Here is a 22,907-nt window from a genome sequence, read left to right as displayed (position 1 = left end):
CTACATCACTTCTGTTATTTTTTCAAGGTAAATTTCAGCAATTACTACAGGATATTTTATTCCATATTTTACCAAAGTGTTTGGATGAACTTCTCCTATTATTCCTAGGCACTGATTATTCAGAAGTAGCCTAGAAGCTCTTCCACCAATCAGAAACTCCATCGTTATTGGGGAATATATAGGATATTTTCCTGTGAGACCTTTAATAACTTGATGTAGAACTGACTGTAAGTCCTCGTACTTAACTTTACTGTCCATTATAGCTAGAGAAGATCTGTTTTCATTTCTATAACCTGTGTCTGTGCTCTCATCTCTAACTACGACTTCTCCTACTTCAAAAATTTTTATTGGAAATCTAGCAAATTGATTTTTCTCCAAAAACTTTAGAGAAGTCCAGATTAAAGAATTTCTAACAGCGTTATACTCTTCAGAGATCGAGTTAACTATACTAACATAATTTCCTTGTAATAGAGAACCTCGAATAAGCACAAGAGAGAAAATCTCCTGGAAACCCGCTCCTATAACCAACTCCCTAAAATTCCTTTCTAGTTTTGTCATAGGATTTAACTTTCCCATCTCAGATAACCCAGGTTTCTTTAGGGAAATCTTCTGATACCCGTACATCATTCCTACATCCTCTGCGACGTCTGTATATGTCATTATGTCCACGCGATACTGAGGTACTATTACTGCTACCTTATCTACTATTGCTTCAGCTTCCATTCTAGATTTGCGCAAGTAGTGTACAATATCCTCAGAAGTTAGGGAAAAACCTAATCTTCTATTTATGTCCATAGAATTGAACTCTAGTCTGTTGTGCCTCATTATGGGTGAAAAGTTAGAGTAATCTGAAACTACATTAACTCTACCTATTTTGCTCCCTCCCTCAGCCAGATTACTTACTATTATATCTAATGTCTCTGCTACTGCGTCAAAGTTTGTTCCAGTTACATCAATAAATAATTTAGATGTATTATTATCTATTTTAGTCCTATCTGAATTTATTATAGGTGGAAGACTTAATATATCTCCGCTAGCCTCGGCTATTGCTGGTACTGTACCATTAAATAACGAGATATTAGCATAAAGTTTACCTTGATCTGTATGCGTTAGAACATCACTTATTTCCATTAAAACTCTTTGATTTAATGGAACAAAACTTTCGTTAAGGGAAGCTAACCTATAGTGTATCTCTTTTTCTCTAATTTTTCCTAAATCATGAATACCTATTGCGACTTTTTTCCTTTTTCTACCTATAGTATCATGTAATTTCTCTTGAAACTGAATGAGTTCCTTTATGAAGTCATCGTCTAGATTTACATCATAAACTACAGCGGCTAATGCATAAGGTCTTTGAGAGACTTTCTCGACAACTAATTTATAGTCGGTATCAATTACTTGATAGTTAGGTTCTCCCAACTCTACACCTAAGAACCCCTTAACAGCCCTCGAGATGCCATCTGAACTTAGCATATCTAATCTATCTGCATTGATCTCTATTGATAGTTCATCTTCTCCTATTTTTTCTGTTTCTGACTTAAGGTTAAATAAAACCTCCTCTAGCTCCTTTTCTGTTAGTTTAACCTTTTCTAAGATTTTGGATTCTTTAACTACTATAGTTACCATAGGTCTATCCTCCTCTCCCTTAAGTACTCTATATCGTCAGAATACAAGTTTCTTATGTCGTTTACACTCATCATTAACATCGCTAATCTATCTAGTCCTAATCCCCAGGCACCGGCTGGCATGTTCACACCGGCTGGTTCAGTTACTTCTGGTCTTAAGAGACCAGATCCTGCCATTTCTACCCAACCTAAACCATTTATATAGCCATAAATCTCTACGCTTGGCTCGGTAAATGGAAAATAACCTGGTTTAAACTTGACTTCCTTTATACCTATCCTAAAGAATATTTCTTTCAAAATAGAGAGTAAATCAACAAAGCTAAAATCTTTCTCTATTATTAATCCATCTAACTGATGAAATTCTATAAGGTGAGTTGCGTCTATTGCATCAGGTCTAAAGACTTTACCAATTGTAAACACTTTTGTTTCCCCTCGCCTTATAGTCAACTGCCTTGCTGTAACTGCTGTAGTTTGACTCCTCAAGACTAACCTCTTAGAGATGTCTTGATTCCATTCATATCTCCACCACTTCTCGTGAACTTCTCTGACATTTTTTACTAGTTCATCTTTAGGTAATTTTCCCTTACCTTCAACTTGAAAGCTGTCATGGATCTCCCTAGCAGGATGATCTTGAGCTTGAAAAAGCATATCAAAATTATAGAATTCCATCTCAACAAAGTTCCCTCTAACTTCTTCAAATCCTAAACTAACCATTGCATCCTTTACTCTTTCTAAGAACTCTCTAAAGAAGTGAAGTTTACCCAACTGAATAAATGGTGGAAATGCTGCGACGTTATATTCCTTAAGAGTATAGTTTTTCCAGTCTCCTGAAGCTATTAATTCAGGAGTTAGAAATGTTATTGACTGACGTACATCTACATCCTTAATAAGTGAGATCTCCATATCCTTGCTCCTAATTTCTCTTACTAACCCTCTCCTTTCAAGTTCCTTAGTTATTACTGTATCAATTTTTTCTCCTAAGCTTACCTTTCTCAGATACTCGAACTCTGGAGATGTATAAGATGTATATTTAGGAATTATCATATCGTTAGAAATTTGAACTAGATTCTTTCTCTTTGCCCAACTTAGGGCTATATTAAAGTCTTTACCTAATATCTCTTTAGCTTCAGATATCTTTACGCTACTTCCATTAAGTTTAGAAATCAATACATCTTCTGGTAAACCGTTTTTTAGCCTAAGTTTTCCCTCATCTGTTAGCTCTAGAAGCTTATTTTCTTCTTCTTTAATTGATACGTAACCTTTTTCTTTCAATAGATTAGCCAGGCTAAACACTGAACTCAGAGGAATTCCAAGATACTCTGAAATCTCAGAAGCTTTCAATACTTTCTTCGAAGACAGAAGACCTAAAATTTTTGCCTCATTTTCGCTTATCATTTACTTCACAGCTCTAATTTATCCCCTGGATTAAGTATTATAGATCTGTATCCTCTCTCCTTTACTTCTTTCTCGAAATCAGAAGGGTCTACTTTTATTGCGTCCCATGTATTATAGTGTATTGGGATTGACGCTTTCTTCGGTTTTATCATAGAAACAGCTATTGCGGCTTGATGAGGATCCATAGTAAACCTCCCGCCTATTGGAAGCAAAGCATAGTCTGGAGAAAATACTTCCCCAATAAGTTTCATTCCCTCAAATAAACCTGTATCGCCTGCATGATATATTGTTACTGAGCCATCGCTAACAATTACTCCTGTAGGATCACTATGCTCACTTGAGTGTATAGCTTGAGTAAGTGCAAATCTGATCTCCCCCTCATTAATATAGCCACCGACGTTTGCTGGTATCATTCTCTCAAATGGAATTTTAAATTCCTTATTCAAATAAACTTCTAGGTCATAAGTAGCTAAGATCTTTACCTTTGAGTTTCGCTTTACTATATCAACGGTATTACCTAGATGATCATAGTGATCGTGGGTCACTACAATTATATCAAAACTATCAAAGTACTCTAGTCTAACTGCCGACTTTGGATTATCAGTGATAAACGGATCTATAATAATCTTCTTGTCTTTAAGATCTAGTTCTACAGCTGCGTGACCTATCCACCTTAACTCTGGCATAGGAAATAATAATATTATGAAGGTTAAAAGTTTCATTAGGATATGCAATGTCAGAGGATGAGCTAAAGGTTCTTATTAATGCAGGGAAAATTGCTGCTGAAGCGAGAGATTATGGATCTAAATTAATAAAACCGGGTGTTAAGGTTCTAGATGTCTGTGAAGCGGTAGAAAAAATTATAATTGACAGAGGGGCCTTTCCAGCATTTCCCTGTAATCTATCAATAAATTATGAGGCAGCGCATTACAGCCCTAAAATTAACGATGATAAAGTTATACCAGAAGGCGCAGTAGTCAAACTAGATATAGGTGCACATATTGGTGGTATTATAACTGATACCGCAGTAACTGTTTCGCTTGATGATAAATACAATAAGCTATTGGACGCAACTAGAGATGCCTTACGTGCAGCTATCTCTAACTTTAAACCAGGCAATAGTTTAGGTGAAATCGGAAAACTTATTGAAAGAGCAATAAAAATTAATGGATATACTCCAATAAGAAACTTAGGAGGACATCTTATACGGAAGTATGAACTTCATGCAGGGATATTTGTTCCGAACGTTTATCAGCATAATGCTGGAAAAATCCTTCTAGATAATACGTTTGCCATTGAGCCATTTGCAACTGATGGCTATGGAGAAGTTGTAGAAGGTAAAGAAGAGACGATCTATTCTCTTAGATCTCCATCGGCCAAAGGACTAAACGAAACAGAAAAAAAATTCCTTGATACGATTAATTCTAGATTTAAAGCACTTCCATTTTCAGAAAGATGGCTTTCTGACCTTGGAGACAAAGAAGTAGTTGAGAATTCCCTAAAGGCATTAACAAGGAAAAAATGTCTCTATTCTTATCCAGTACTTTTAGAAGTAAGGAAAGGAATTGTAGCTCAATTTGAGCATACTGTTTATGTAGGGAAAGAGGAAACTATCGTGATAACATAATACTAGAATCTTACCTTTTTACTTTTCTTTTTAAATTATATTTAATATAGGCTTGTGAGAAGGAATGAATATATAAGGATATTTGCTAAAAGCTTAATTTGTATGAAAACAGCTAATCTATAGAGAAACATGTTGTTTGACATATTTAATATAGTAGCAATGGCGCAAGGATTAGGAGGCAGTTCTAGTTCAGAGTTCTTACTGACCACAATACTTTACATAGTGTTTATGGGATTTATAGTAGCTAGTTTCTTTCCAGGATTTCAGCAGAAGATGCAAATTGGATTTCTAAGTAGGGATGTAGAAAAGAACCTTTATATGATAGAAGGCTATCTAAAAGATTCAAAGAGTATGGCTGAGAAACTATTGAAAGATAAGAACTTTCCAGAGCCTCAACAGTTTATAAATAAGGTAATGGAAAGATTCGTTATAGACCCTGTTAATATAGAACCAACAGATATAATAAGTAGAATGAAACTTTTACTCAGAGCTAACGAGGATACTGTTAGAGAGATGATAACAAAATATTCACCAAACATTGATCCAATGACTAGGAGTCAAATAGAGATTTCTGCAGAGGTAGTAAATGCATTAAATATGATATTTAAAATAATTAGACATTATTTACTAATGGCGAAAAAATTAAATAGTATAATGATAATGTATCAATTACAAATGGTAGCCCCAATATATGTAAAATTGGCTGAGGCATATGCTAGGGCTCAGAAGGTCTTCCTTCAAGGAATACCTGTAGGCGATGGTTTAGGTCCACTAGTAGCATCAAGATTCCTCATGAATATAAATGATAAATGGGTCCCAAGCAAGGACATTATAGCTGGTACAATGGAATTCGAAGGGAGAAGATTAATAGTAGTTAAGGCAGAGGGTCCAATGGCTACTGTTGGAACACCTGGCGAAGCAGTTCAAAATATTATAGAAAAAGAAGGAAGTAAAGTATCTAGAATTATAACTGTAGATGCTGCACTCAAGTTAGAAGGAGAAGATACTGGAAGTATAGCTGAAGGAATGGGAGTAGCTATGGGAGATCCAGGACCTGAAAAAATAGCTATAGAAAGAGTAGCAACTAAGTATAATATACCCATAGATGCAGTAATTGTCAAAATGAGTATGGAAGAAGCAATAACAGAAATGAGAAAAGAAGTCTACGATTCAGCTGACAAAGTAGTAAACTATGTGAAGGATCTCATAAGAGAAAGAACAAAGCCTGGAGATTCTGTCGTATTAGTAGGAGTTGGAAATACAGCAGGAATAGCACAGTGATAATAGATGGCTATTTCATCTGATTCTTCAAAACAACCTCTAATCACTAAAACATTAATTAAGTGTATGTCTTGCGATTACTCAATCGAGAGGGACTTTCAAGAAGGAGATTTTGTTCCAAAACTTGTTGGAACATGTCCAAAAGATGGAGGAAAGCTTTACATCGCTGGGATTTATGCTATAAAGTTACAGCCTCAACAGGCCAAAAGATAATTTTTTATACTAACGACAGATAAGTTATATTGTCCACTCGGTCATAGTAGGGGGGCAACACCCGGACTCATCTCGAACCCGGAAGTTAAGCCTCCTACGTTAGGAGGGCCGTGGAGTCCGAAAGGATCCGTAGCCCTTCTAAGCTGAGGTGGGCTTATTATTTTCTTGTTTTTATTCATCTTGATGAAGAAGATTTTTGATGAAGTTCATGGGTACATAACTTTAGGAGATTTAGAGACGGAAATAGTAGATACAGCGGAGTTCCAGAGACTTAGAAGAATAAAACAGACTAGCCTAGCCTACATTGTTTATCCTGGAGCAACTCATTCCAGATTTAGCCACTCTTTAGGAACCTTTTTCTTAGCTTCGAAACTTGGAGAAAAAATGAGAAATGAAGGAGAAATATCTGATGACGAGTTTTCAAGTCTTAAGATAGCTGGTTTACTTCACGATATAGGTCAATTTCCTTTTAGTCACGCCCTTGAAGGATACTATTTAAGCATGGGAATAGGAAATAAGGAGTTAAGGGATTATATTCTTGAAAATTCTATAATAAAGGATATATTAAACAAATATGGAGTAAATATAAGTAAGATTCAAGACCTCTATCGTGGTAAAAATTTACTATCCTCTGTTATCGATGGCGAAGTTGATGTAGACAGAATTGATTACTTAATCCGGGATTCAAGACATACTGGCGTTCAGTTAGGTAAACTGGACCTAGATAGACTTATAGACACTATACATTATAGAGAAGATGGAGTATTAGCTGAGGATAAAGGAATTATAAGCTTAGAAAATTTTTACATTTCCAGGCTTCATATGTATCAGGCCGTTTACTATCATAAAACAATACTTGGATTTGAACTTTTTTTAAGAAAAATCTACTCTAAAATGTCTGAATCGTGTCAAGGAATACTCTCGTCTCCTCAAGCTGTGAAAGATATGGTTAATGAAGAACTATTGGCCTATTGGGACGATAACTGGATTATATCTTCTATGTATAATTGTTTATTATCAGACAGTGCATCTAGTGACGTTATAGAACAAATAAGAAATTTTATGGATAGAAGGGGACCTAAAGTAGTGTATGAGGAAATCTCTTATAGGGATGAACAAGAATTTCTTGGAGATATAAGAAATAAACTTGTTAGATTAGGAATTCCAGAAAATTCTATCTATCCTTTCGAAGAGAAGATCGCTGTTATAGATAAAGGTAAGATAAGAATCTTAAGCAAAGGGAAGGAAAAAAGGCTTAAGGAGTTTTCATCGACGCTTCTTAATGAGATGCCAGACAACATAATTATAAGGAGAGTTTATGTTGATTATGAGTACTCTAAAAGAGCGAGGGAAATTTTAGAATGATAAAACTTGTTCTTTCTGATCTGGATGGCACTCTAACTGAAGAAAGAAATACGTATAAGTTGAACTTAACAATCATAGAGAAATTAAGAATATTTGAAGAAAATGGAATTAAAGTAGCAATAGTAAGTGGGAATTCCTTCCCAGTATTAAGAGGATTGCATAACTACCTAGGCTTTTCAGGTGGAGTTGTAGCTGAAAACGGATGTGTAGTTTTTTTCAAGAGTAAAGTAAAGGTATGTAAAGATATGGATAAAAGAAAAGTTGAGGAATTCAAGGAAAGATATAAAGTAAAGGATAGTTGGCAAAATCTGTATAAGGAATGTGACTTCAGTTTCACTCCACCCGAACTAAAAGCAGATATGAGAGAATGGGCTAACATTAATGGTATGTACATAAATTCGTCAGGATATGCAATACACATAGCGTTTAATCCAGCGGGGAAAAATATTGGGGTAAGAAAGTTGATAGAAATGCATGGTCTAAATAAAAATGAGGTTGCTGCAATAGGAGATTCTCTTACTGATCTAGAGATGTTTGAAGAAGTTGGTCTCAAAATCGCTGTAAGCGATGCGGAAGAAGAATTAAAGAGATCCGCTAATCTTATTATTAACACAAAAGATGAGAGAGATCTCTCCGCTTTTATGAAGAAAGTTATAGGTGGTGAGTTTGAATATAGATGAACTAATTTATAAACATGCGTTAGCTAATGCCATAAAACACAATGGAAAAGCGTCAGTCGGTCCTGTAATGAGTAAAGTAATCGGGGAATATCCAGAATTAAGGAACAAAGCTAAGGAAATTACTGAACAAGTAAAACAAATAGTTGACAGAGTAAATTCTCTTACTTTAAATGAACAACTAAGTGAGCTAAAGGCTAAGTTCCCAGAAATGCTTGAGGAAAGGAAAGAGAAAGAGGAGAAAAAATCGCTACCTCCTCTCCACGTAAATAACATATTTGTAACCAGATTTGCACCTAATCCTGATGGACCAATTCATCTAGGAAATGTGAGAGCAGCAATTATTTCATCTGAATACGCTAAAATGTATAACGGGAAATTTATACTTAGATTTGACGATACAGACCCGAAAGTCAAGAAACCAATTAAAGAGGCATATGAATGGATAAGAGAGGACTTAAGATGGCTTGGTCTTTCTTGGCAAGAAGAGTTTAAGGAATCTTCCAGAATAGAAAGGTATTATGAAGTTATTAGAGAACTTATACGAAATGGTCACGCTTACATAGATTGTTGCACTGAGGAAGAATTTAAGAAGATGAAGGAGACAAGAAACTTTTCTCTACAGTGTTTTAATAGAGAGAAAGAACCTAGTCGTAATGAAGAACTATGGGATAAAATGCTTTCTGGAGGATTCAAAGAAGGAGAAGCAGTAGTTAGAATAAAAACTGATCTAAACGATCCTGACCCATCAAAAATCGATTGGGTTATAGCAAGAATAATAGATACTGAGGCTAATCCTCACCCTATAGTTGGAAGTAAATATATTGTCTGGCCTACCTACAACTTCGCTACAGTAGTTGATGATCATGACTTTAATGTTACTCATATCTTTAGAGCAAAAGAGCACACAATCAACGCTGAAAAACAGAAGTGGATCTATGATTACATGAATTGGAAAATCCCAGAAATCATGGAATTCGGAAGACTAAAGTTAGAGGGTTTCATGATGAGCAAGTCCAAAATCAAAGTTATGCTAGAAAAAGGGTTAGGAAAAGACGATCCTAGATTACCCACAATTGCTGGATTAAGAAGGAGAGGAATTTTACCTGAAACTATTAGGGAGTTAATTATTGAAGTAGGACTAAAAAACTCTGATGCCACAATTAGTTTCGATAATTTGGCCTCTATTAATAGGAAAAATCTAGATCCGACAGCTAAAAGACTAATGTATGTGGAATCCTTTAAAGAGCTTGAGCTAGACATAGATGATCAGATGACTGCACAGATTCCTCTTTATCCTGGTTCAAAAGAATTTAGACAGATCAAAGTTTATCCAGGAGATAGAATATACGTTAACGAACAAGATGCGAAAGATGGTAAAGTAATAAGATTAGTTGAGCTATGTAATGTAAGAGTCCAAGGAAATAAGGCAATATTCACCAGCACTGATATAGAAAGTGCTAAAAAAGAAAAAGCAAGCATTGTGCAATGGGTAAAGGCTTCAGAAGCCGTAAGAGTGAGAGTAATAAAAGCTTCAGGCGACAATTTAGAGAAAAAAGAAGGTTTTGGAGAGAAGGCTGTTGCGAACCTAAAAGAAGGAGAGGTAGTACAATTTGTCAGATATGGATTCGTTAGAGTAGATTCACAGAACGAGAAAGAGACCGTCGTTATATACTCGCATGAATAAACAGTAATTTTTTAAGCGTAGCTCACTTCAGTATAAATCGCGTGACAAAGGAGGATGAACGCTATGTCAAAAGCTTCATATGTAAAGTTCGACGTTCCACAAGAACTATCAGATAAGGCACTAGAAATACTTAAAAAAGCTAAAGAAACAGGAAAAGTAAAGAAAGGTACAAATGAAACAACAAAAGTTATAGAGAGAGGTCAAGCTAAACTTGTTCTTATAGCTGAAGATGTCCAACCAGAGGAAATAGTAGCACACTTGCCAGGGCTTTGTGAAGAGAAGAAGATTCCATACATCTATGTACAGACTAAAAAGGCTTTAGGAGAGGCATGTGGTCTACAAGTAGGAGCTTCTGCTGCTGCAATACTTGATCCTGGACAGGCAAAAGATGACCTTGGAGAGATATTAAAGAGACTTTCTGAAATAACTGGAAAATCCTGATATGCATAATTAAGAAAAATTTTTTAATATAAATTTTATACTTTACTCTTTTTAAAAGAAAAGTAAAGAGATATATTAAGATAAAAAACATAGTTAGCATATGAGATTTTTCAATAACATGTTCTTATAATGACACATATTTTCAGGTAAAATTGATATTTAATATTAGTAAATTTTTATATATTGGATAAGCAAAATTTTCTTCTGATATGTAAAATATGGAGCAAAAACGTTATAACCACTAGAGTATTTTAGTAATCTTGCCGCAGTAGCTCAGTTGGAAGAGCGCCCGGCTGTTAATGCCAATGTAACAGTAACCGGGCGGTCGGTGGTTCGAGTCCACCCCGCGGCGCCATATAATCCTCTTCTGTGGATGAGATTTCTAATGTAGTTCCTATAATAGATGAATAACTACAGATCGTAATCGTAGGTGTAGTTAATATCCTGTCTATTATGGAATAGGAAACGGATCCCTTCATCTATGAAGTTGACCCTTATACTCTTTTCCGAGTTTATTCTGAAGCAGAAGCCACAACTGAGAGGTTGAGGTAATTCAATACCAGTTATAGTAATTAAAACACGATTTCACGTTTGCTGTAAAGTTCTTTATCCTAGCTGAAATCAAAACAATTCTCTATATCCAACTATGGGGCCGGCGGGATTTGAACCCGCGATCACCAGGGCCCAAGCCTGGCATTCCAGCCAGAGGTTCCTAGTCCAGGCTAGACTACGGCCCCACATAAAGAAATGGCAAATAGTAAAATATAAGATTTTTTAGTCGCTATAACTTGAAAGTTTAAGATATTCATCTTGTTGGAAAGTTAAGAGAGTGGAAGTCTCCATTCAAGAAGATAAAAAAAGTGACCTACAGTCCATATAAAACCATTTTGTATATCCTGATTATAATAGTAAAAGATTAGCCATAATTAACGCTTTAATGAAATGAGAGTGTATTACTGGAAAGTTGAGAACTTAATGTAAACACCTTAGAACTCATAACATCTTTAACATGTTTAAAAATGATCTCAATAAGGATTTCACTACTTAAGAGTAGTAAAGTCTTTCTAATGGAGAAAGACTGGTGATAATATCCAAACTAATGGAGTAGATAATATACAGTACTTTTAGGAGATCTAAGAGCTCTTTACCTTGAGATATTTACACAAATATCGTTCCTCAATTATATGAAACTAAGAAAAGTCAAAGTAATAATAAAATATTATGAAAAAATTTAGTGTTTTCTCTTCTACAGAAGTGTTAGAAGTGTTGCGAATGAGAGAATATGATAAAATCTACTTTTTGCTAATCTAAATTTTAAGATATCATTTGAGAAAGCTATAAACCAGAGAAGAAATACTAAACCGTAATATCTAACTAAATATATAAAAAAGGGAAAATCATCTTGCTTATTACAATAAAAAATTATCATAAATGAATTTTAACTAATTTTTGGATTAATATATATTTTGATTCAATATAAACACAGATCCCATAGCACACACTTATTATATCAGTATTATTGTTGTCTGTAATATTATAGCTAGTATAGCAAATAATATTTCTATAACCCAAATAATCATAACTATCTGATACTCCTTCATCTTACCGATCTTCATTATTATATGAGTCAAAGAGTTTGGTTTTTCATCCCAGTAGAGTTTTCCGTCGCTATCAATCTTTCCAAAAGAAACACCCTTAAATCTAGTCCTTGCCTTAAGGATGAACTCAATTACATAAGGTAAATAGAGCACCGCTAAAGCTGTGAACATAAATCCAGAAATGCCAATTGAACCTATAACTGAACCTATAAAGTAAGTCCCTATATTCCCTATAAAAATTTTTGCAGGGTATTTGTTATAATATAAAAATGCTAGCAGAGAAGCCACCAAAACTAGCGACAAGTATCCAGCAACTCTTATATTTCCAGTATGTATTAGGCCAATGTAAGCTAAAGCTGACGCCATAATTATACCTAAACCTGTTCCTAGTCCATTTAAGCCTTCAAGCATATTAAATGCGTTAGATGTTATCGTTAATGCACCAGGAATTATAAGAATATAGTAAATTAAGCCAAAATTGACAGGACCTATGAATGGAATAGATATTATTGAATGTCCTACACTAAAAACTGCTAGAGGTACAGAAGCAAAAATAGGCATGAAAGCCCTTATAGACTGCTTAAGGTTTAAGAAATCATCAATTAGACCTAAAAAGGCGATAAGCAAAGAAGAGATGAGGATTGCCGAAATTACTTTAATATGTGTTGGATTTTCAACTAAGAGTGCAAACGAGCCAGCTACAAAACCGGCTACTACTCCTATACCTCCTAAGGAGGGGATTTCTTGCTTTTCTCTCTTATTAATATCTATTCCGACAATTCTTCTCTCTTTTACTACTTTAATTAACCAGGAAGTTGCCATAAAAGTAACTAGAAAGCTTGTGATTATCGGAATAACAGGAAACACTATTTTCGCCTTTTGACTGTAAGCTCAACAAGATATTTTAAAGCCTTTCCACCTATTGAGGTGTTTGAATCCCATTCTTCTATTATTCTGTTTGCCTCTTCAGCTAACTTTTCAGCAAGTGAATATGCATAATCTAAGGATAAGTTCTTGACTATTTCTGCAGCCTTTCTTATTTTTTCAGGATCCTTTGAACCTAAACCTTCCATGATCGTTTTCTTTTCCGACTCGCTTGCCTCATTTAATGCTCTTATTAGTAATATAGTTTTTTTACTCTCTCTAATATCGCTATATACTGGTTTACCTAGATCTTTCTCTTCAGCAGTCAAACCAAGAATATCATCTACTATCTGAAAAGCTGTTCCCATTTTCAAGCCTAGAATTTTAGCTTTATCCAGGAAGTAATCATTAGCCTTGGATATTAAAGCACCTAAAAATGCGGAACAAGAAAAGAGTTGAGCTGTTTTCTTTTCTATCATTTTTATATATTCAACTTCGGTTACATCATTTCTATTCTCAAATTCCATGTCCATAGTTTGACCTTCAGCTATTATTTCAGTAGACTTCGCAAATTCTGAGAAACCTAAAAATATCCTGTCATTTTCTAATCCTTTAAGCGCGTCACTTAATACCTCAAAGGCCTTAGCGTGAAGAAGATCTCCTGCGAGAATAGCCATTGGAACTCCCCACTTTACATGAACAGTGGGAACTCCTCTTCTGATCGTATCCTGATCCATTATGTCGTCATGTATTAAAGTAAAGTTATGAAGGATTTCTACTGCTGTCGCTGCTAAATATGCTCTATTAATATCACCTCCTAAAACGTTAGCAACGGAAACAACAACAAGAGGCCTAAGCCTTTTTCCTCCAGCAGTAAAAAGATGGTATGATGCTTCGTATAGCCCCTTAACATCTCCTTTTAGTCTATTTTGTATTTCCATATCAACATTTCTTACTATTTCATTGAAATACTCTTGAAGTTCCATATTCTCTTTTTCTAACCTTATTAAACAAAGATAAGCTTATCTCCCTACTTTCCATCCAATCCTTTAATTCTCCTGTAATGACTATAGGCGATTTCATTAATGACTCAATATCCTTAGATCCAGTAAGCATCATAGCCGCTTTTAACTCAAACTCTACCCTATTAAAGAAATTAATTAATGCGTCTTTTCCGGCCACTGCTTCCTTTAGCACTGGATGAGCCATTCCTGCTAAATTAGAACCTAAGGCTATTGCCTTAGCTACATGCAGACCGTTTCTAATTCCGCCACTGCCTATTATTGTTGCATTAGGTGAAGCAAATCTAGTCTCAATTATTGATGCAGCAGTTGGAATTCCCCAATTAGAAAATAGTTTAGCACTTTCCTTTTTCCAGCTTCCCTTTCTCTCATCTCTAAACATTTCTACAGATACCCAACTTGTCCCTCCGCTTCCAGATATATCAAAATAATTAATTCCTATGTCAGAAAATGCTTTTGCAGTTTCGATAGATATTCCTGTTCCTGTCTCCTTTATTATTATAGGGACTCCTAATTCCTTAGAAATATCTCTAAGCTTAGCTAAGATTTCCACAGAGTAGAATGGTTCACCTTCTGGTTGGAAAACCTCTTGTGCTGGGTTAAGATGAACAGCAATACCGTCAGCCTCTATCATGCTAACAAGATCTCGTAGTTCTTTGAGGCCGTAGCCTTTAAGAAGTTGGGCAGCTCCTATGTTTGAAATTATCGGAGCAGTAGGGGCATACTTTCTTACTATTTTAAAACTGCTCATAGCCTCTGCCTTTTCTAAAGCTACTCTTTGACTACCTACGCCCATAGCTAGGCCCATATCCTCAATAACCTCTGCTATAATGCCGTTAATTCTACCTAGCTCTGGATTTCCGCCAGTCATGCCTGTTACCATTATCGGGTAGGATATTTCTTTTCCTAGAAAACGTATCTTAGTTTTCACATCGCCTAATGAAATACCTGGCATTGCCTGATGAATTAAAGTAACGTTATCAAGCAAAGTGTTACCAGACTCCACATCTTCAAATAAACAAATCTCGACATGCTCAAGTTTACGGCTTATTATATCCATAAGTCCTTATAACATAAGGAGACTAAATTCTTTTTCTCGTTTAAACAGAATAACCATTTGAATAGCCATTAATATATGTGCAATGCTTAAAGTTATAAATTGTCTGATTCGTCTAAATTAAAACTTATTAGAGTTGAATAATTTAAATCCCATATCCATTTCCAGTTTTTTACATTCAATATTGGAAGAGAATATAAAGAGCCCCACAAACCATTTTCTACACTTATAAGAAAAGTTTTCCCTTCTGCTATCGCTGAGGGTAAATAACCAGTTAGATGAATTAGTGCATTATCTTTATACACAGGATCTCCAAGTGGATAACTCATTAATGCTTTAATGTTTAAGACTGGAAAATTTACTAAAACAGGATCTTCCAGATCTCTATACAATAGTGAAGAATTCGCCTCCATGGACTTTCTCATACCTCTTATAACTTCAGAATCAAAAGCTACCTCATCTATAAGGTTAAGGATTTGAAAAAATTCCTCTTTAGAGATATTTATTCCTAATTTTCGCATCATTTCCTTTAACGTCATTTCAGTTGATAAAATATACTTTGATGACAAAGGAATCTCTCCATTTATAGTGTAGAACGTTGTTGGGGAAAATCCAGTAGCATCCTTAAAATATTGTGAAATACCCCAAATATCTTGATTTATCTCAGAAAAGCTTATAATACCTTTAGTCATTACAATAAAGATAGGATTATTTACTTTTAATGGAATTCCGGAAAAACATATAGGAAATTCAGCTTCCAAACCTTGCTGCAAGATATCCCACGACTGAACTCTTATCTCCTGAAGTATCACCAGATGTTGCATGCTTTAAAATATAAGCTTTCTTTGAGAGCTTTCTGGCTAAAATCATAGATACCATCACTGGAACATAACCACACATAGTAACATCTTTATTCTCAACTACATCATATAATCCCTTATAATCTAACTGCTGAATTTTCTGGATTGCCATTTCGTCTTTCTTGTAAGTTATATCATATGGGTCGTAATGGTTCATATCGCTACTCGATAGAACTACTATATCCAGGTCTTGATGTCTTTTCATCAATCTATAGATAGCTTCAGCTAAAAATTCTGCAATATCCGGAGTTTGAAGCATAACAACTATTGGAATTATTTTAACGTCTTGAAAAAGATACTGCAAAAAAGGTATTTGAACTTCAATTGAATGTTCGTACATATGAGCTTTTTCATCTATATCTATAACTTCTCCGTCTTTAACTAGCTCCATTGCTAATCCTTCATCGATTTTAGCATTACCTAAAGGAGTCTCCCATTCTCCTTTAGGCCAAATAGACACGTAAGAACCTAAACCAGTGTGATTTGGCCCAATAACTATGACTACATCAGGTTTTCCTTCTTCCGCTAAATAGTAAAAGGAATGTGCAGCCACAGGTCCACTATATATATAGCCTGCATGCGGAACTACAAAAAATAAGTTGTCTCTAGGCTTCTTAACTGCAGAAATCTTGGGCAAGGAACCGGGTCCAACTTGATGAAGAAACGACCACTCGATTAATTTCCTTAGTTCAATGGGATCCGAATCATAAAAGGAGCCGGCAACAGCCGGCTTTCTATTCATTGTACTAACTTCACCTCAAATTCTTCTACTTTTACAGGTATGTCAGAATCAGCCGCGATATCTTTCCTTTCTCTCAGTACTTGCCTAGCTAAAGCCCAATAGAGCAATGCCAACGATTTTCTTCCCTTATTATTAGCTGGTATAACTAGGTCAACAAAGTCAATTTTTGCATCAGTATCTGCAAAAGCTACCACTGGGATTCCCATCTTTGATGCTTCTTTTATCGCTTGCGTGTCAGTTCTTGGATCTGATACAAGTAGCACTTCTGGTTCTATATAATTATTTAGATAAGCGTTAGTTAGAGTACCTGGAACTAATCTACCAGTTATGTATTTACCTCCCACAACTTCCGCGAATTTTTGTACAGGCATGAATGCGTATGGTCTAGTTGCTACAGCTAGCATCGAAGCGGGAGAGAACCTAGCAAGAAATCTCGCAGCAATCCTAAGTCTCTCATCTATTTTTCTCACATCAAGAACATAAAGACCTTCAGGCCTCACTCTATAGATAAAGTTTTGCATATACTTAGTACAACTATGGGTTCCTATATGAACTCCAGCTGAAAGATAATTCTCAAGTGGAACCAGGAGTTCAATTACTGCGCCTTTTTCTGATTTCTGCAATTCAGCTTTTTCATCCTCGGATAAATTTGAACCTCTTTCCTCTTCACTCATCTAACTCACCTTTAAATTGGTCTAGTGTAATTAACGACTTCCTTAATAATGTCAACGTTACTTAAGAGCATTCTCCTGCAACAATACCTCTTTACTCCTAAACTATCCAAAACCTTCCCAGGATCTTCTCCAGAACTCACTCTAGTTATAAATGACTCCCATTTATCTGCTATTAAGGAACCGCATGTAAAACATCTAACTGGTATAATCATTTCGTTTCACCTATATGATTTCTGTCTCCATCTTCTTGCACTATATCTCATCCACTTTTCTGACTCGGTCTGCCTAGGATCTCCAGCTAACATGGTTCTATCATATTGCTTATACATATCTTTAAGCTCTTGACTACCACTAAATGAGACCAAAGCCCTAGCTAGAGCCATTCTAGCTGCATCAGCTTGCCCCATTATCCCTCCTCCACTAGTGTAAACCTTAGCATCGATCTGCGACAAAATAGAATCCCCTGCCAAAAGCAAAGGCTCCATTATTTTTAACCTCATTACCTCTACTGGAATTACTTCAACAGGTATATCATTAATCATTACCCTACCTTTACCTTGATATAAATAGCATTTTGCCCTCGCCATTTTTCTTCTTGCGGTAGTTATTATAACTTTACTTTCTTCCATTGTTCCACCCTAATTCACTAGCTAATTCACCTACAGTAATATATTTTCCTTTCAACCTCGATACAGAAGAATTAGAAAAGGAAATCGTTTCTTTCCCTTGAAGTTCAGCTGGCACACCAACATATATTATCAAAGACTTAAACATTTCTTTTCCTTTAGGAGTTTTTGGTAACATACCTCTAATTGTTCTTTTAGCAATGTTGATAGGATTTTTTGGCCTTCTTATGCCCTGTCTTTCAGGGTTAAACATAGTCCTTACTGTAAATAGAAGCTTGTATCCGCTCACAACTCTTGACTTAGGACCACTTATTACCGCTTTCTCTATGTTAACTATCTTAACTTTCTTTCCTTCTTTAAGAAGCCTTACAGTATTAGAACATAACCTGCCAAGTATCTGATTTTCCGCATTTATTATTACTTCATCAGTCATTTTCTCATCAACCTCACATGCTTACCCTTTAAATCTAGCTTATCAAAATTGTAAAGACCTACTACTTTTCCCCCGACCTTATTGATCTTCTCTATTGCTGACTTCGAAAAGTCTAAAGCTACAACTGTAACAGGTTTAGAAATAGAACCTATTCCTAGTACTTTACCAGGTATTACTACCACTTCTCCTTCCTTCGCATATTTTTCAATTTTATATAAATTAACATAGGTTCTCTTTCTAGATGGGGACTGCAACATATCCGCAGTGACTTTCCACAGAGGTTTATCTTGCTTTTGAAGACTCCTAATTAACTTTCTAGCTAATATGTCGGTACTACCTGTCCTTCTCATCCAATCACCTTCTTAAGTTCGTTTAACTTACGAAGTATACTCTTACTAGCCTCTATTAAAACTCTCTCTGGCTTAAGACTACCTACACTTTCTACGTAAAGAATATATTTACCTTCTACTTGTTCAACCTTTATACCTTTACATACTCTTGTACATTCTTGACATAAAGTACAAGATGCTTCGTTCTTAACTACAAGTTTGCCGTCCTTACTCTCGAACACATTTTCTGGGCATACCTCAATAGCAATCTGACAATCCTCTTCTACTATAACTTTCGGATAATACCTCACTACTGCAGCAGCAACAGGATTAAATTTGGAGTGTTCTGCCCCATAACCTAACCTAAGCTTAGCTTGAAGTGATATCTTTTGATTCTTTCCAAGAAGAACTATTGGAATACTATCGCTAATTGGTGTAATGGTTGGGTCATCAGATTTAATATCCCTAGAATATACCATGGTCTCTTTATCCTTAGCCTCAACTTCTAGATAGATGTTAGAGAAACATCCATCACAATTTTCCTTACATTCAGCGCATTCATCAGGCGATCTATAGTGAGATATTGCTTCTTCTGACGAAAAAGGGATCATAGCTAATCTATGAGCTAATACTTCATCGTACAGCAAGCTATTATTTTCCACAATATACACTTCGTCTACTGCCATAACAGGAGTATATAGCATTGATGCCCTACGAATAGCGCTTGCTAACTCAAGTGGATAACCATCTAAAACTAAAGAAATAGAGTAAGTATCTTTTGATAAAATGGAAATTGGCATTCAGACTCTCCTTCCTCTCCTTCCTCCTGGCCTCCTTATGCTATCATGAGGTATAGGTGTAACGTCTTCAATTCTTCCTATAATAAATCCAGATCTAGCTAAAGATCTTATTGCTGGTTGAGCCCCAGGACCTGGGGTCTTAGGTCCTGAACCTCCAGGTGCTCTAACCTTAATATGAACAGCCATAATTCCTTTATCTAATGCTTCAGAAGATACCTTATTTGCAACTAGCATTGCAGCATATGGTGAAGATTTTTCCCTATCTGCTTTAACTACCATACCACCTGACGCTCTAGATATTGTCTCAGCACCAGTAATATCGGTTATTGATATTATAGTATTATTTTGAGACGAATATATGTGAGCTATTCCCCACTTAATTTCACGCCTGCTTGACATACAAGATCACCTTTTAAGATTATTGAGTAGTTTGCTCCTCCTGACCTTGGTTTAATGTAGGAGGATTAGATTTGAAGGGTGAAATTGGATAGAAGTCTATTAAACTTTCCTCATCCTTCAAGACAATATATCCTGGAGAAGTTATTCTCTTTCCACCTAATGAAATATGCCCATGTGATATTAGTTGCCTAGCCTGATATATAGTTCTTGCTAACCCTTTCTTGAACACTATGGTTTGTAATCTTCTTTCTAATAGATCCTCTTCTCTCAGTCCTAAGATATCATCTACAGTAGCGTTTTCTGTCTTGAGCAAGCCCATTCTATATAGCCTACCAATTAACTGCTTTTCCCTAACTAATCTTTCAGCAGGTGGTAATGCTAACAATGATCTAGCCATATGCCTAAACTCTCTGACTAGAGTTCTTGCTAACCATATTTCCTTTTTGTTTCTTAATCCATATCTTCCAATAAGTTCCTGTTCATGCACTAAATTTTCTCTTATCCAAGGAGAACCTGGTCCTTTCCATTTTTTAGTACTTTTTCTTGGATCACCCAACTAAATCACCTCTCACTTCTTTTGCGGTTGTGTTTGCGTAGAGGCTGCAGGTTGTCCAGCTCTTCCTCTCTTTACACCTACAGTACCTCCACTCCTTCCTGTAGTTCTAGTTCTTTGGCCTCTTACCTTAAGACCCAAAGAGTGTCTTACTCCTCTCCAGCTTCTCATCTTCTTCTCTCTTTCAATGTCATTCCTAACGTAATAAATTAAGTCTGATGTGACTAAATGCATATCCCTTCCACTTTCATAATCCATCCTTCTGTTGAAAGTCCATGAAGGTAAATCCCTAATAGAATGCCCTGATAATACATCCTCTATCTTTTTAACTTCTGATTCAGTTAACTCTCCAAATCTCTTATCTTTGTCTATACCTAATTTCATTACTATAGCCCTTGCAGTGTTATACCCTATCCCCTTTACCATGGCCAGAGCATAGGGGACTTTTACAGTCCCGTCTACGTCTTGACCAAATATCCTTACAATATACCTGAATGACTGATCTGACATTAATATCGACTGTATGGACTATACAAATGTACCTTTTAAGTTTTTCAATACCTTATCTTTCCTCATTTTTGCCTCATTCAGAGCAATATCCAGTTTTATCTTTAATTCGTCTAGTGTATATGGCGATATATTTCCGATAACCTTCTTAACTGGAGTATATGGACTCTCTCTAAATTTAGGCTGTATAGGTTTTCCTGTTTCGTCTATAATTGATGAACCGGAAAAGTCCTCAACTTCTCCTATTATTTCAGATCGTATACCAGCCTTGGATAATATTCTTAGTATATCTTCGTCTTTAGAAAAGATTAAGATAGAATCTATTGATACACCCAAAGGATCAATATCCAGATCATGAAGCATCTTGAGTACATTTGGATTTATCATAGAAAAGAATTTATCTACATTTATCCTAAAAGTAACATGAGAAATTTCTGATATCTCAATTGCGTCCATTCTAAGACCTCCATTAGTTACATCTGTCATAGCCTCGGCAGAATTCTCTGAACTTAAAATAGCAGAGCATGCCATCAACTCATCTACTTTTAGCGTCTCGTCTACAATTCCATGATAACCATGAAAAATCGCAGTACTTGCTATCGTACCACCACCATTGCCTTCTGTCATTATTATCTTCATTCCCTTTTTCACGTTACTTCTTAGATATTTTTTGTTGCTTATCTTACCTATAGCACCAACTCCTCCACTAATTCTTTCCCCTATGACAACATCTCCACCTATCCTAAGCGTACTACCTGAAAGTATTTTTACACCTATAGCATCAGCTACAGTTGAAACTCCTGCTTCAAAATCTAGAAGATATGATATATCCGTATCATCAGAAACATGTATGTCAACTATTAGCCCTAAAGGGTTAGCTCCCTTTACCATTATATCTCTCAGTGTTGCCTTAGTCGCATGAAATCCAGCTAGGAATGGATAATATGATAACCTTGAGTGAATACCATCAATGGATATTGCTATGTCTTCCTGTATTCCGGCGTCGTCAAATGTATCAACACTTTTTCCAGACAATTCAAAAAGCTTTTCATGGATTAGATGATCTCCAATACCTCTAGAACCTAGACCTGCATTACCTGAAGTTATTCCTACTCTAATTGGTTCCCAATATGAATATATCTTAGAAAGGTCTACTTCTTCAATTATAGTATTTGCCAGTTTTTCATTGAAATCATTTTTACCCTTATATATTTCAAGGAGTTCTAATATCTCTTGCTTGGCTCTTTGCTTATCTAACCTCCTAGCTAATCCTTCTAAATCCATATCTAAAGCTTTTATCGATTCAAAATAAGTTTAGTAGAGCTAAGATGAAATCGTTTGAAAAGGAATTTAGCATAAAGACTAACAGTAGATTTGAAAGTATAGACATTACAGATACAGTAGAAAAAGCTATCATAGAAATGGGAACTACAGATGGAATAGTAGTAGTTGGAGTTAAACATACCACATGCTCAATAATAATAAATGAAGCTGAACAAGGGTTAATGAAGGATTACTTAATTTGGGCAAAAAAGCTAGTTCCTCCAGATGGAGAATTTAACCATAACTTAATAGACAATAATGGACATGCACATATAATTTCTGCTATAATAGGAACTTCAAGAATTGTTCCTATAAAGAATAAAAAACTAGATCTTGGAACATGGCAGAGAATAATTCTATTGGAATTTGATGGCCCTAGAAATAGGTCAATTTACGTAAAAGTTATGGGAGAATGATTGCTTTTTTACCTCATTTACGAAAATAATATCGAGAGTTATGCCTCCAGAAGGTTTTACCCTTGAGAGATTAAGTTACTGCGATTCAAGGGAGTGTGTAGGTCAAGTAGTTGAGGATTACTTGAATTCTCTTCTTTTTAGAAAAAGGCAGAGCAATCTAAAGTTCAAGTTATTCTATGATGAAAAAGAACTCGATGAGAAAACAATAGCAAACTCCTATATTTTTTCAGAGATCTTACTAAGGAAAGTGATATTCTCAGATATTGATATAGAACTTATTATAAGAGATCTTGAAGATAAACTAGGAAGCGACCATCCTGTCCTAGTTTTTCTCAAACAATTCAAAGATGATTAGGACTTTTTATTTTCCCCTCTTCTTTACTTTTGGGGATG

Annotated in this window: 27 protein-coding genes, 2 tRNA genes and 1 rRNA gene; 11 read left to right on the top strand and 19 right to left on the bottom strand. The window is 35.5% G+C overall.

Annotation, left to right across the window (positions count from 1 at the left end; genetic code table 11):
- The 3 genes from pheT to CM19_RS09635 are packed head-to-tail and all read right to left on the bottom strand — an operon-like array spanning nt 1 to nt 3,706.
- A complete protein-coding gene (pheT, locus tag CM19_RS09645; RefSeq protein ID WP_048100226.1) occupies nt 1–1,626 on the bottom strand; it encodes a phenylalanine--tRNA ligase subunit beta in 1,626 nt (541 codons plus the stop codon).
- A complete protein-coding gene (gene pheS / locus CM19_RS09640) occupies nt 1,620–3,020 on the bottom strand; it encodes a phenylalanine--tRNA ligase subunit alpha (protein ID WP_048100225.1) in 1,401 nt (466 codons plus the stop codon). Before pheS ends, pheT begins: the two co-directional genes overlap by 7 nt.
- 5 nt (nt 3,021–3,025) lie before the next feature.
- The gene (locus tag CM19_RS09635; RefSeq protein WP_048100283.1) at nt 3,026–3,706 is read right to left on the bottom strand and encodes a metal-dependent hydrolase; all 681 of its coding nucleotides are present in this window, start codon (nt 3,704–3,706) and stop codon (nt 3,026–3,028) included.
- A gap of 47 nt (nt 3,707–3,753) precedes the next feature.
- Between CM19_RS09635 and map the strand changes: the two genes are divergently transcribed.
- The 9 genes from map to CM19_RS09590 all read left to right on the top strand — a co-directional run bounded on the left by map (nt 3,754) and on the right by CM19_RS09590 (nt 10,666).
- Complete coding sequence (gene map / locus CM19_RS09630; RefSeq protein ID WP_048100224.1) at nt 3,754–4,647, top strand: type II methionyl aminopeptidase; 894 nt, start codon at nt 3,754–3,756, stop codon at nt 4,645–4,647.
- A 129-nt stretch (nt 4,648–4,776) separates the two neighbouring features.
- The gene (locus CM19_RS09625; protein ID WP_048100223.1) at nt 4,777–5,928 is read left to right on the top strand and encodes a DUF1512 domain-containing protein; all 1,152 of its coding nucleotides are present in this window, start codon (nt 4,777–4,779) and stop codon (nt 5,926–5,928) included.
- Nucleotides 5,929–5,934: 6 nt separating this feature from the next.
- Nucleotides 5,935–6,141 carry a hypothetical protein gene (locus CM19_RS09620; RefSeq protein ID WP_048100222.1) on the top strand — a complete coding sequence of 69 codons (207 nt, stop codon included), beginning with the start codon at nt 5,935–5,937 and terminating at the stop codon, nt 6,139–6,141.
- Nucleotides 6,142–6,174: 33 nt separating this feature from the next.
- Nucleotides 6,175–6,293: ribosomal RNA gene (rrf, locus tag CM19_RS09615) — 5S ribosomal RNA — on the top strand.
- 31 nt (nt 6,294–6,324) lie between these two features.
- Nucleotides 6,325–7,506: an HD domain-containing protein gene (locus tag CM19_RS09610; RefSeq protein ID WP_048100221.1), complete on the top strand. Its 1,182-nt coding sequence runs from the start codon at nt 6,325–6,327 to the stop codon at nt 7,504–7,506.
- On the top strand, nt 7,503–8,186 hold the full coding sequence (locus tag CM19_RS09605; RefSeq protein WP_048100220.1) for a phosphoglycolate phosphatase: 684 nt from the start codon (nt 7,503–7,505) through the stop codon (nt 8,184–8,186). The genes CM19_RS09610 and CM19_RS09605 overlap by 4 nt, the downstream gene beginning before the upstream one ends.
- Nucleotides 8,167–9,870 (top strand): glutamate--tRNA ligase, encoded by a 1,704-nt coding sequence (locus CM19_RS09600; RefSeq protein ID WP_048100219.1) that lies wholly within the window; start codon nt 8,167–8,169, stop codon nt 9,868–9,870. Before CM19_RS09605 ends, CM19_RS09600 begins: the two co-directional genes overlap by 20 nt.
- A gap of 63 nt (nt 9,871–9,933) precedes the next feature.
- A complete protein-coding gene (rpl7ae, locus tag CM19_RS09595; protein ID WP_048100282.1) occupies nt 9,934–10,311 on the top strand; it encodes a 50S ribosomal protein L7Ae in 378 nt (125 codons plus the stop codon).
- 262 nt (nt 10,312–10,573) lie between these two features.
- Nucleotides 10,574–10,666: transfer RNA gene (locus tag CM19_RS09590), tRNA-Asn, on the top strand.
- A 292-nt stretch (nt 10,667–10,958) separates the two neighbouring features.
- On the opposite strand, the gene CM19_RS09585 is transcribed toward CM19_RS09590, so the two are convergent.
- The 16 genes from CM19_RS09585 to CM19_RS09510 all read right to left on the bottom strand — a co-directional run bounded on the left by CM19_RS09585 (nt 10,959) and on the right by CM19_RS09510 (nt 22,059).
- Nucleotides 10,959–11,048 (bottom strand) — tRNA-Pro (locus CM19_RS09585).
- A 768-nt stretch (nt 11,049–11,816) separates the two neighbouring features.
- Complete coding sequence (locus tag CM19_RS09580) at nt 11,817–12,731, bottom strand: MraY family glycosyltransferase (protein ID WP_048100281.1); 915 nt, start codon at nt 12,729–12,731, stop codon at nt 11,817–11,819.
- A gap of 44 nt (nt 12,732–12,775) precedes the next feature.
- Nucleotides 12,776–13,759 (bottom strand): geranylgeranyl diphosphate synthase, encoded by a 984-nt coding sequence (gds, locus tag CM19_RS09575; RefSeq protein WP_048100218.1) that lies wholly within the window; start codon nt 13,757–13,759, stop codon nt 12,776–12,778.
- On the bottom strand, nt 13,734–14,855 hold the full coding sequence (gene fni, locus CM19_RS09570; protein WP_048100217.1) for a type 2 isopentenyl-diphosphate Delta-isomerase: 1,122 nt from the start codon (nt 14,853–14,855) through the stop codon (nt 13,734–13,736). Before fni ends, gds begins: the two co-directional genes overlap by 26 nt.
- A gap of 92 nt (nt 14,856–14,947) precedes the next feature.
- Nucleotides 14,948–15,625 (bottom strand): hypothetical protein, encoded by a 678-nt coding sequence (locus CM19_RS09565; protein ID WP_150111419.1) that lies wholly within the window; start codon nt 15,623–15,625, stop codon nt 14,948–14,950.
- Nucleotides 15,603–16,454, bottom strand: coding sequence for an AmmeMemoRadiSam system protein B (gene amrB, locus CM19_RS09560; RefSeq protein WP_048100216.1), 852 nt, complete (start codon nt 16,452–16,454; stop codon nt 15,603–15,605). The genes CM19_RS09565 and amrB overlap by 23 nt, the downstream gene beginning before the upstream one ends.
- Nucleotides 16,451–17,128 carry a 30S ribosomal protein S2 gene (gene rpsB / locus CM19_RS09555; protein WP_081801262.1) on the bottom strand — a complete coding sequence of 226 codons (678 nt, stop codon included), beginning with the start codon at nt 17,126–17,128 and terminating at the stop codon, nt 16,451–16,453. Before rpsB ends, amrB begins: the two co-directional genes overlap by 4 nt.
- A gap of 11 nt (nt 17,129–17,139) precedes the next feature.
- Complete coding sequence (locus CM19_RS09550) at nt 17,140–17,340, bottom strand: DNA-directed RNA polymerase subunit N (RefSeq protein ID WP_048100215.1); 201 nt, start codon at nt 17,338–17,340, stop codon at nt 17,140–17,142.
- 6 nt (nt 17,341–17,346) lie between these two features.
- Nucleotides 17,347–17,757: a 30S ribosomal protein S9 gene (locus tag CM19_RS09545; protein WP_048100214.1), complete on the bottom strand. Its 411-nt coding sequence runs from the start codon at nt 17,755–17,757 to the stop codon at nt 17,347–17,349.
- The gene (locus CM19_RS09540) at nt 17,744–18,187 is read right to left on the bottom strand and encodes a 50S ribosomal protein L13 (RefSeq protein ID WP_048100213.1); all 444 of its coding nucleotides are present in this window, start codon (nt 18,185–18,187) and stop codon (nt 17,744–17,746) included. The genes CM19_RS09545 and CM19_RS09540 overlap by 14 nt, the downstream gene beginning before the upstream one ends.
- Complete coding sequence (locus CM19_RS09535) at nt 18,184–18,537, bottom strand: 50S ribosomal protein L18e (protein WP_048100212.1); 354 nt, start codon at nt 18,535–18,537, stop codon at nt 18,184–18,186. The genes CM19_RS09540 and CM19_RS09535 overlap by 4 nt, the downstream gene beginning before the upstream one ends.
- Complete coding sequence (locus CM19_RS09530) at nt 18,534–19,316, bottom strand: DNA-directed RNA polymerase subunit D (RefSeq protein WP_048100211.1); 783 nt, start codon at nt 19,314–19,316, stop codon at nt 18,534–18,536. The genes CM19_RS09535 and CM19_RS09530 overlap by 4 nt, the downstream gene beginning before the upstream one ends.
- Nucleotides 19,317–19,715 carry a 30S ribosomal protein S11 gene (locus CM19_RS09525; protein WP_048100210.1) on the bottom strand — a complete coding sequence of 133 codons (399 nt, stop codon included), beginning with the start codon at nt 19,713–19,715 and terminating at the stop codon, nt 19,317–19,319.
- 19 nt (nt 19,716–19,734) lie between these two features.
- Complete coding sequence (locus CM19_RS09520; protein ID WP_048100209.1) at nt 19,735–20,271, bottom strand: 30S ribosomal protein S4; 537 nt, start codon at nt 20,269–20,271, stop codon at nt 19,735–19,737.
- Nucleotides 20,272–20,283: 12 nt separating this feature from the next.
- A complete protein-coding gene (locus tag CM19_RS09515; RefSeq protein WP_048100208.1) occupies nt 20,284–20,778 on the bottom strand; it encodes a 30S ribosomal protein S13 in 495 nt (164 codons plus the stop codon).
- An 18-nt stretch (nt 20,779–20,796) separates the two neighbouring features.
- The gene (locus tag CM19_RS09510; protein WP_048100207.1) at nt 20,797–22,059 is read right to left on the bottom strand and encodes an AIR synthase-related protein; all 1,263 of its coding nucleotides are present in this window, start codon (nt 22,057–22,059) and stop codon (nt 20,797–20,799) included.
- Nucleotides 22,060–22,103: 44 nt separating this feature from the next.
- Between CM19_RS09510 and CM19_RS09505 the strand changes: the two genes are divergently transcribed.
- Nucleotides 22,104–22,514, top strand: coding sequence for a secondary thiamine-phosphate synthase enzyme YjbQ (locus CM19_RS09505; protein ID WP_048100206.1), 411 nt, complete (start codon nt 22,104–22,106; stop codon nt 22,512–22,514).
- A 40-nt stretch (nt 22,515–22,554) separates the two neighbouring features.
- Complete coding sequence (locus CM19_RS09500; RefSeq protein WP_048100205.1) at nt 22,555–22,869, top strand: hypothetical protein; 315 nt, start codon at nt 22,555–22,557, stop codon at nt 22,867–22,869.
- Nucleotides 22,870–22,907: the final 38 nt, after the last annotated feature.

It is taken from the genome of Candidatus Acidianus copahuensis (genome assembly GCF_000632495.1).
Classification (GTDB): Archaea; Thermoproteota; Thermoprotei_A; order Sulfolobales; family Sulfolobaceae; genus Acidianus; species Acidianus copahuensis.
The sequence above is the reverse complement of the archived record's forward strand: the minus strand, read 5'-3'. Positions and strand labels throughout refer to the sequence as shown.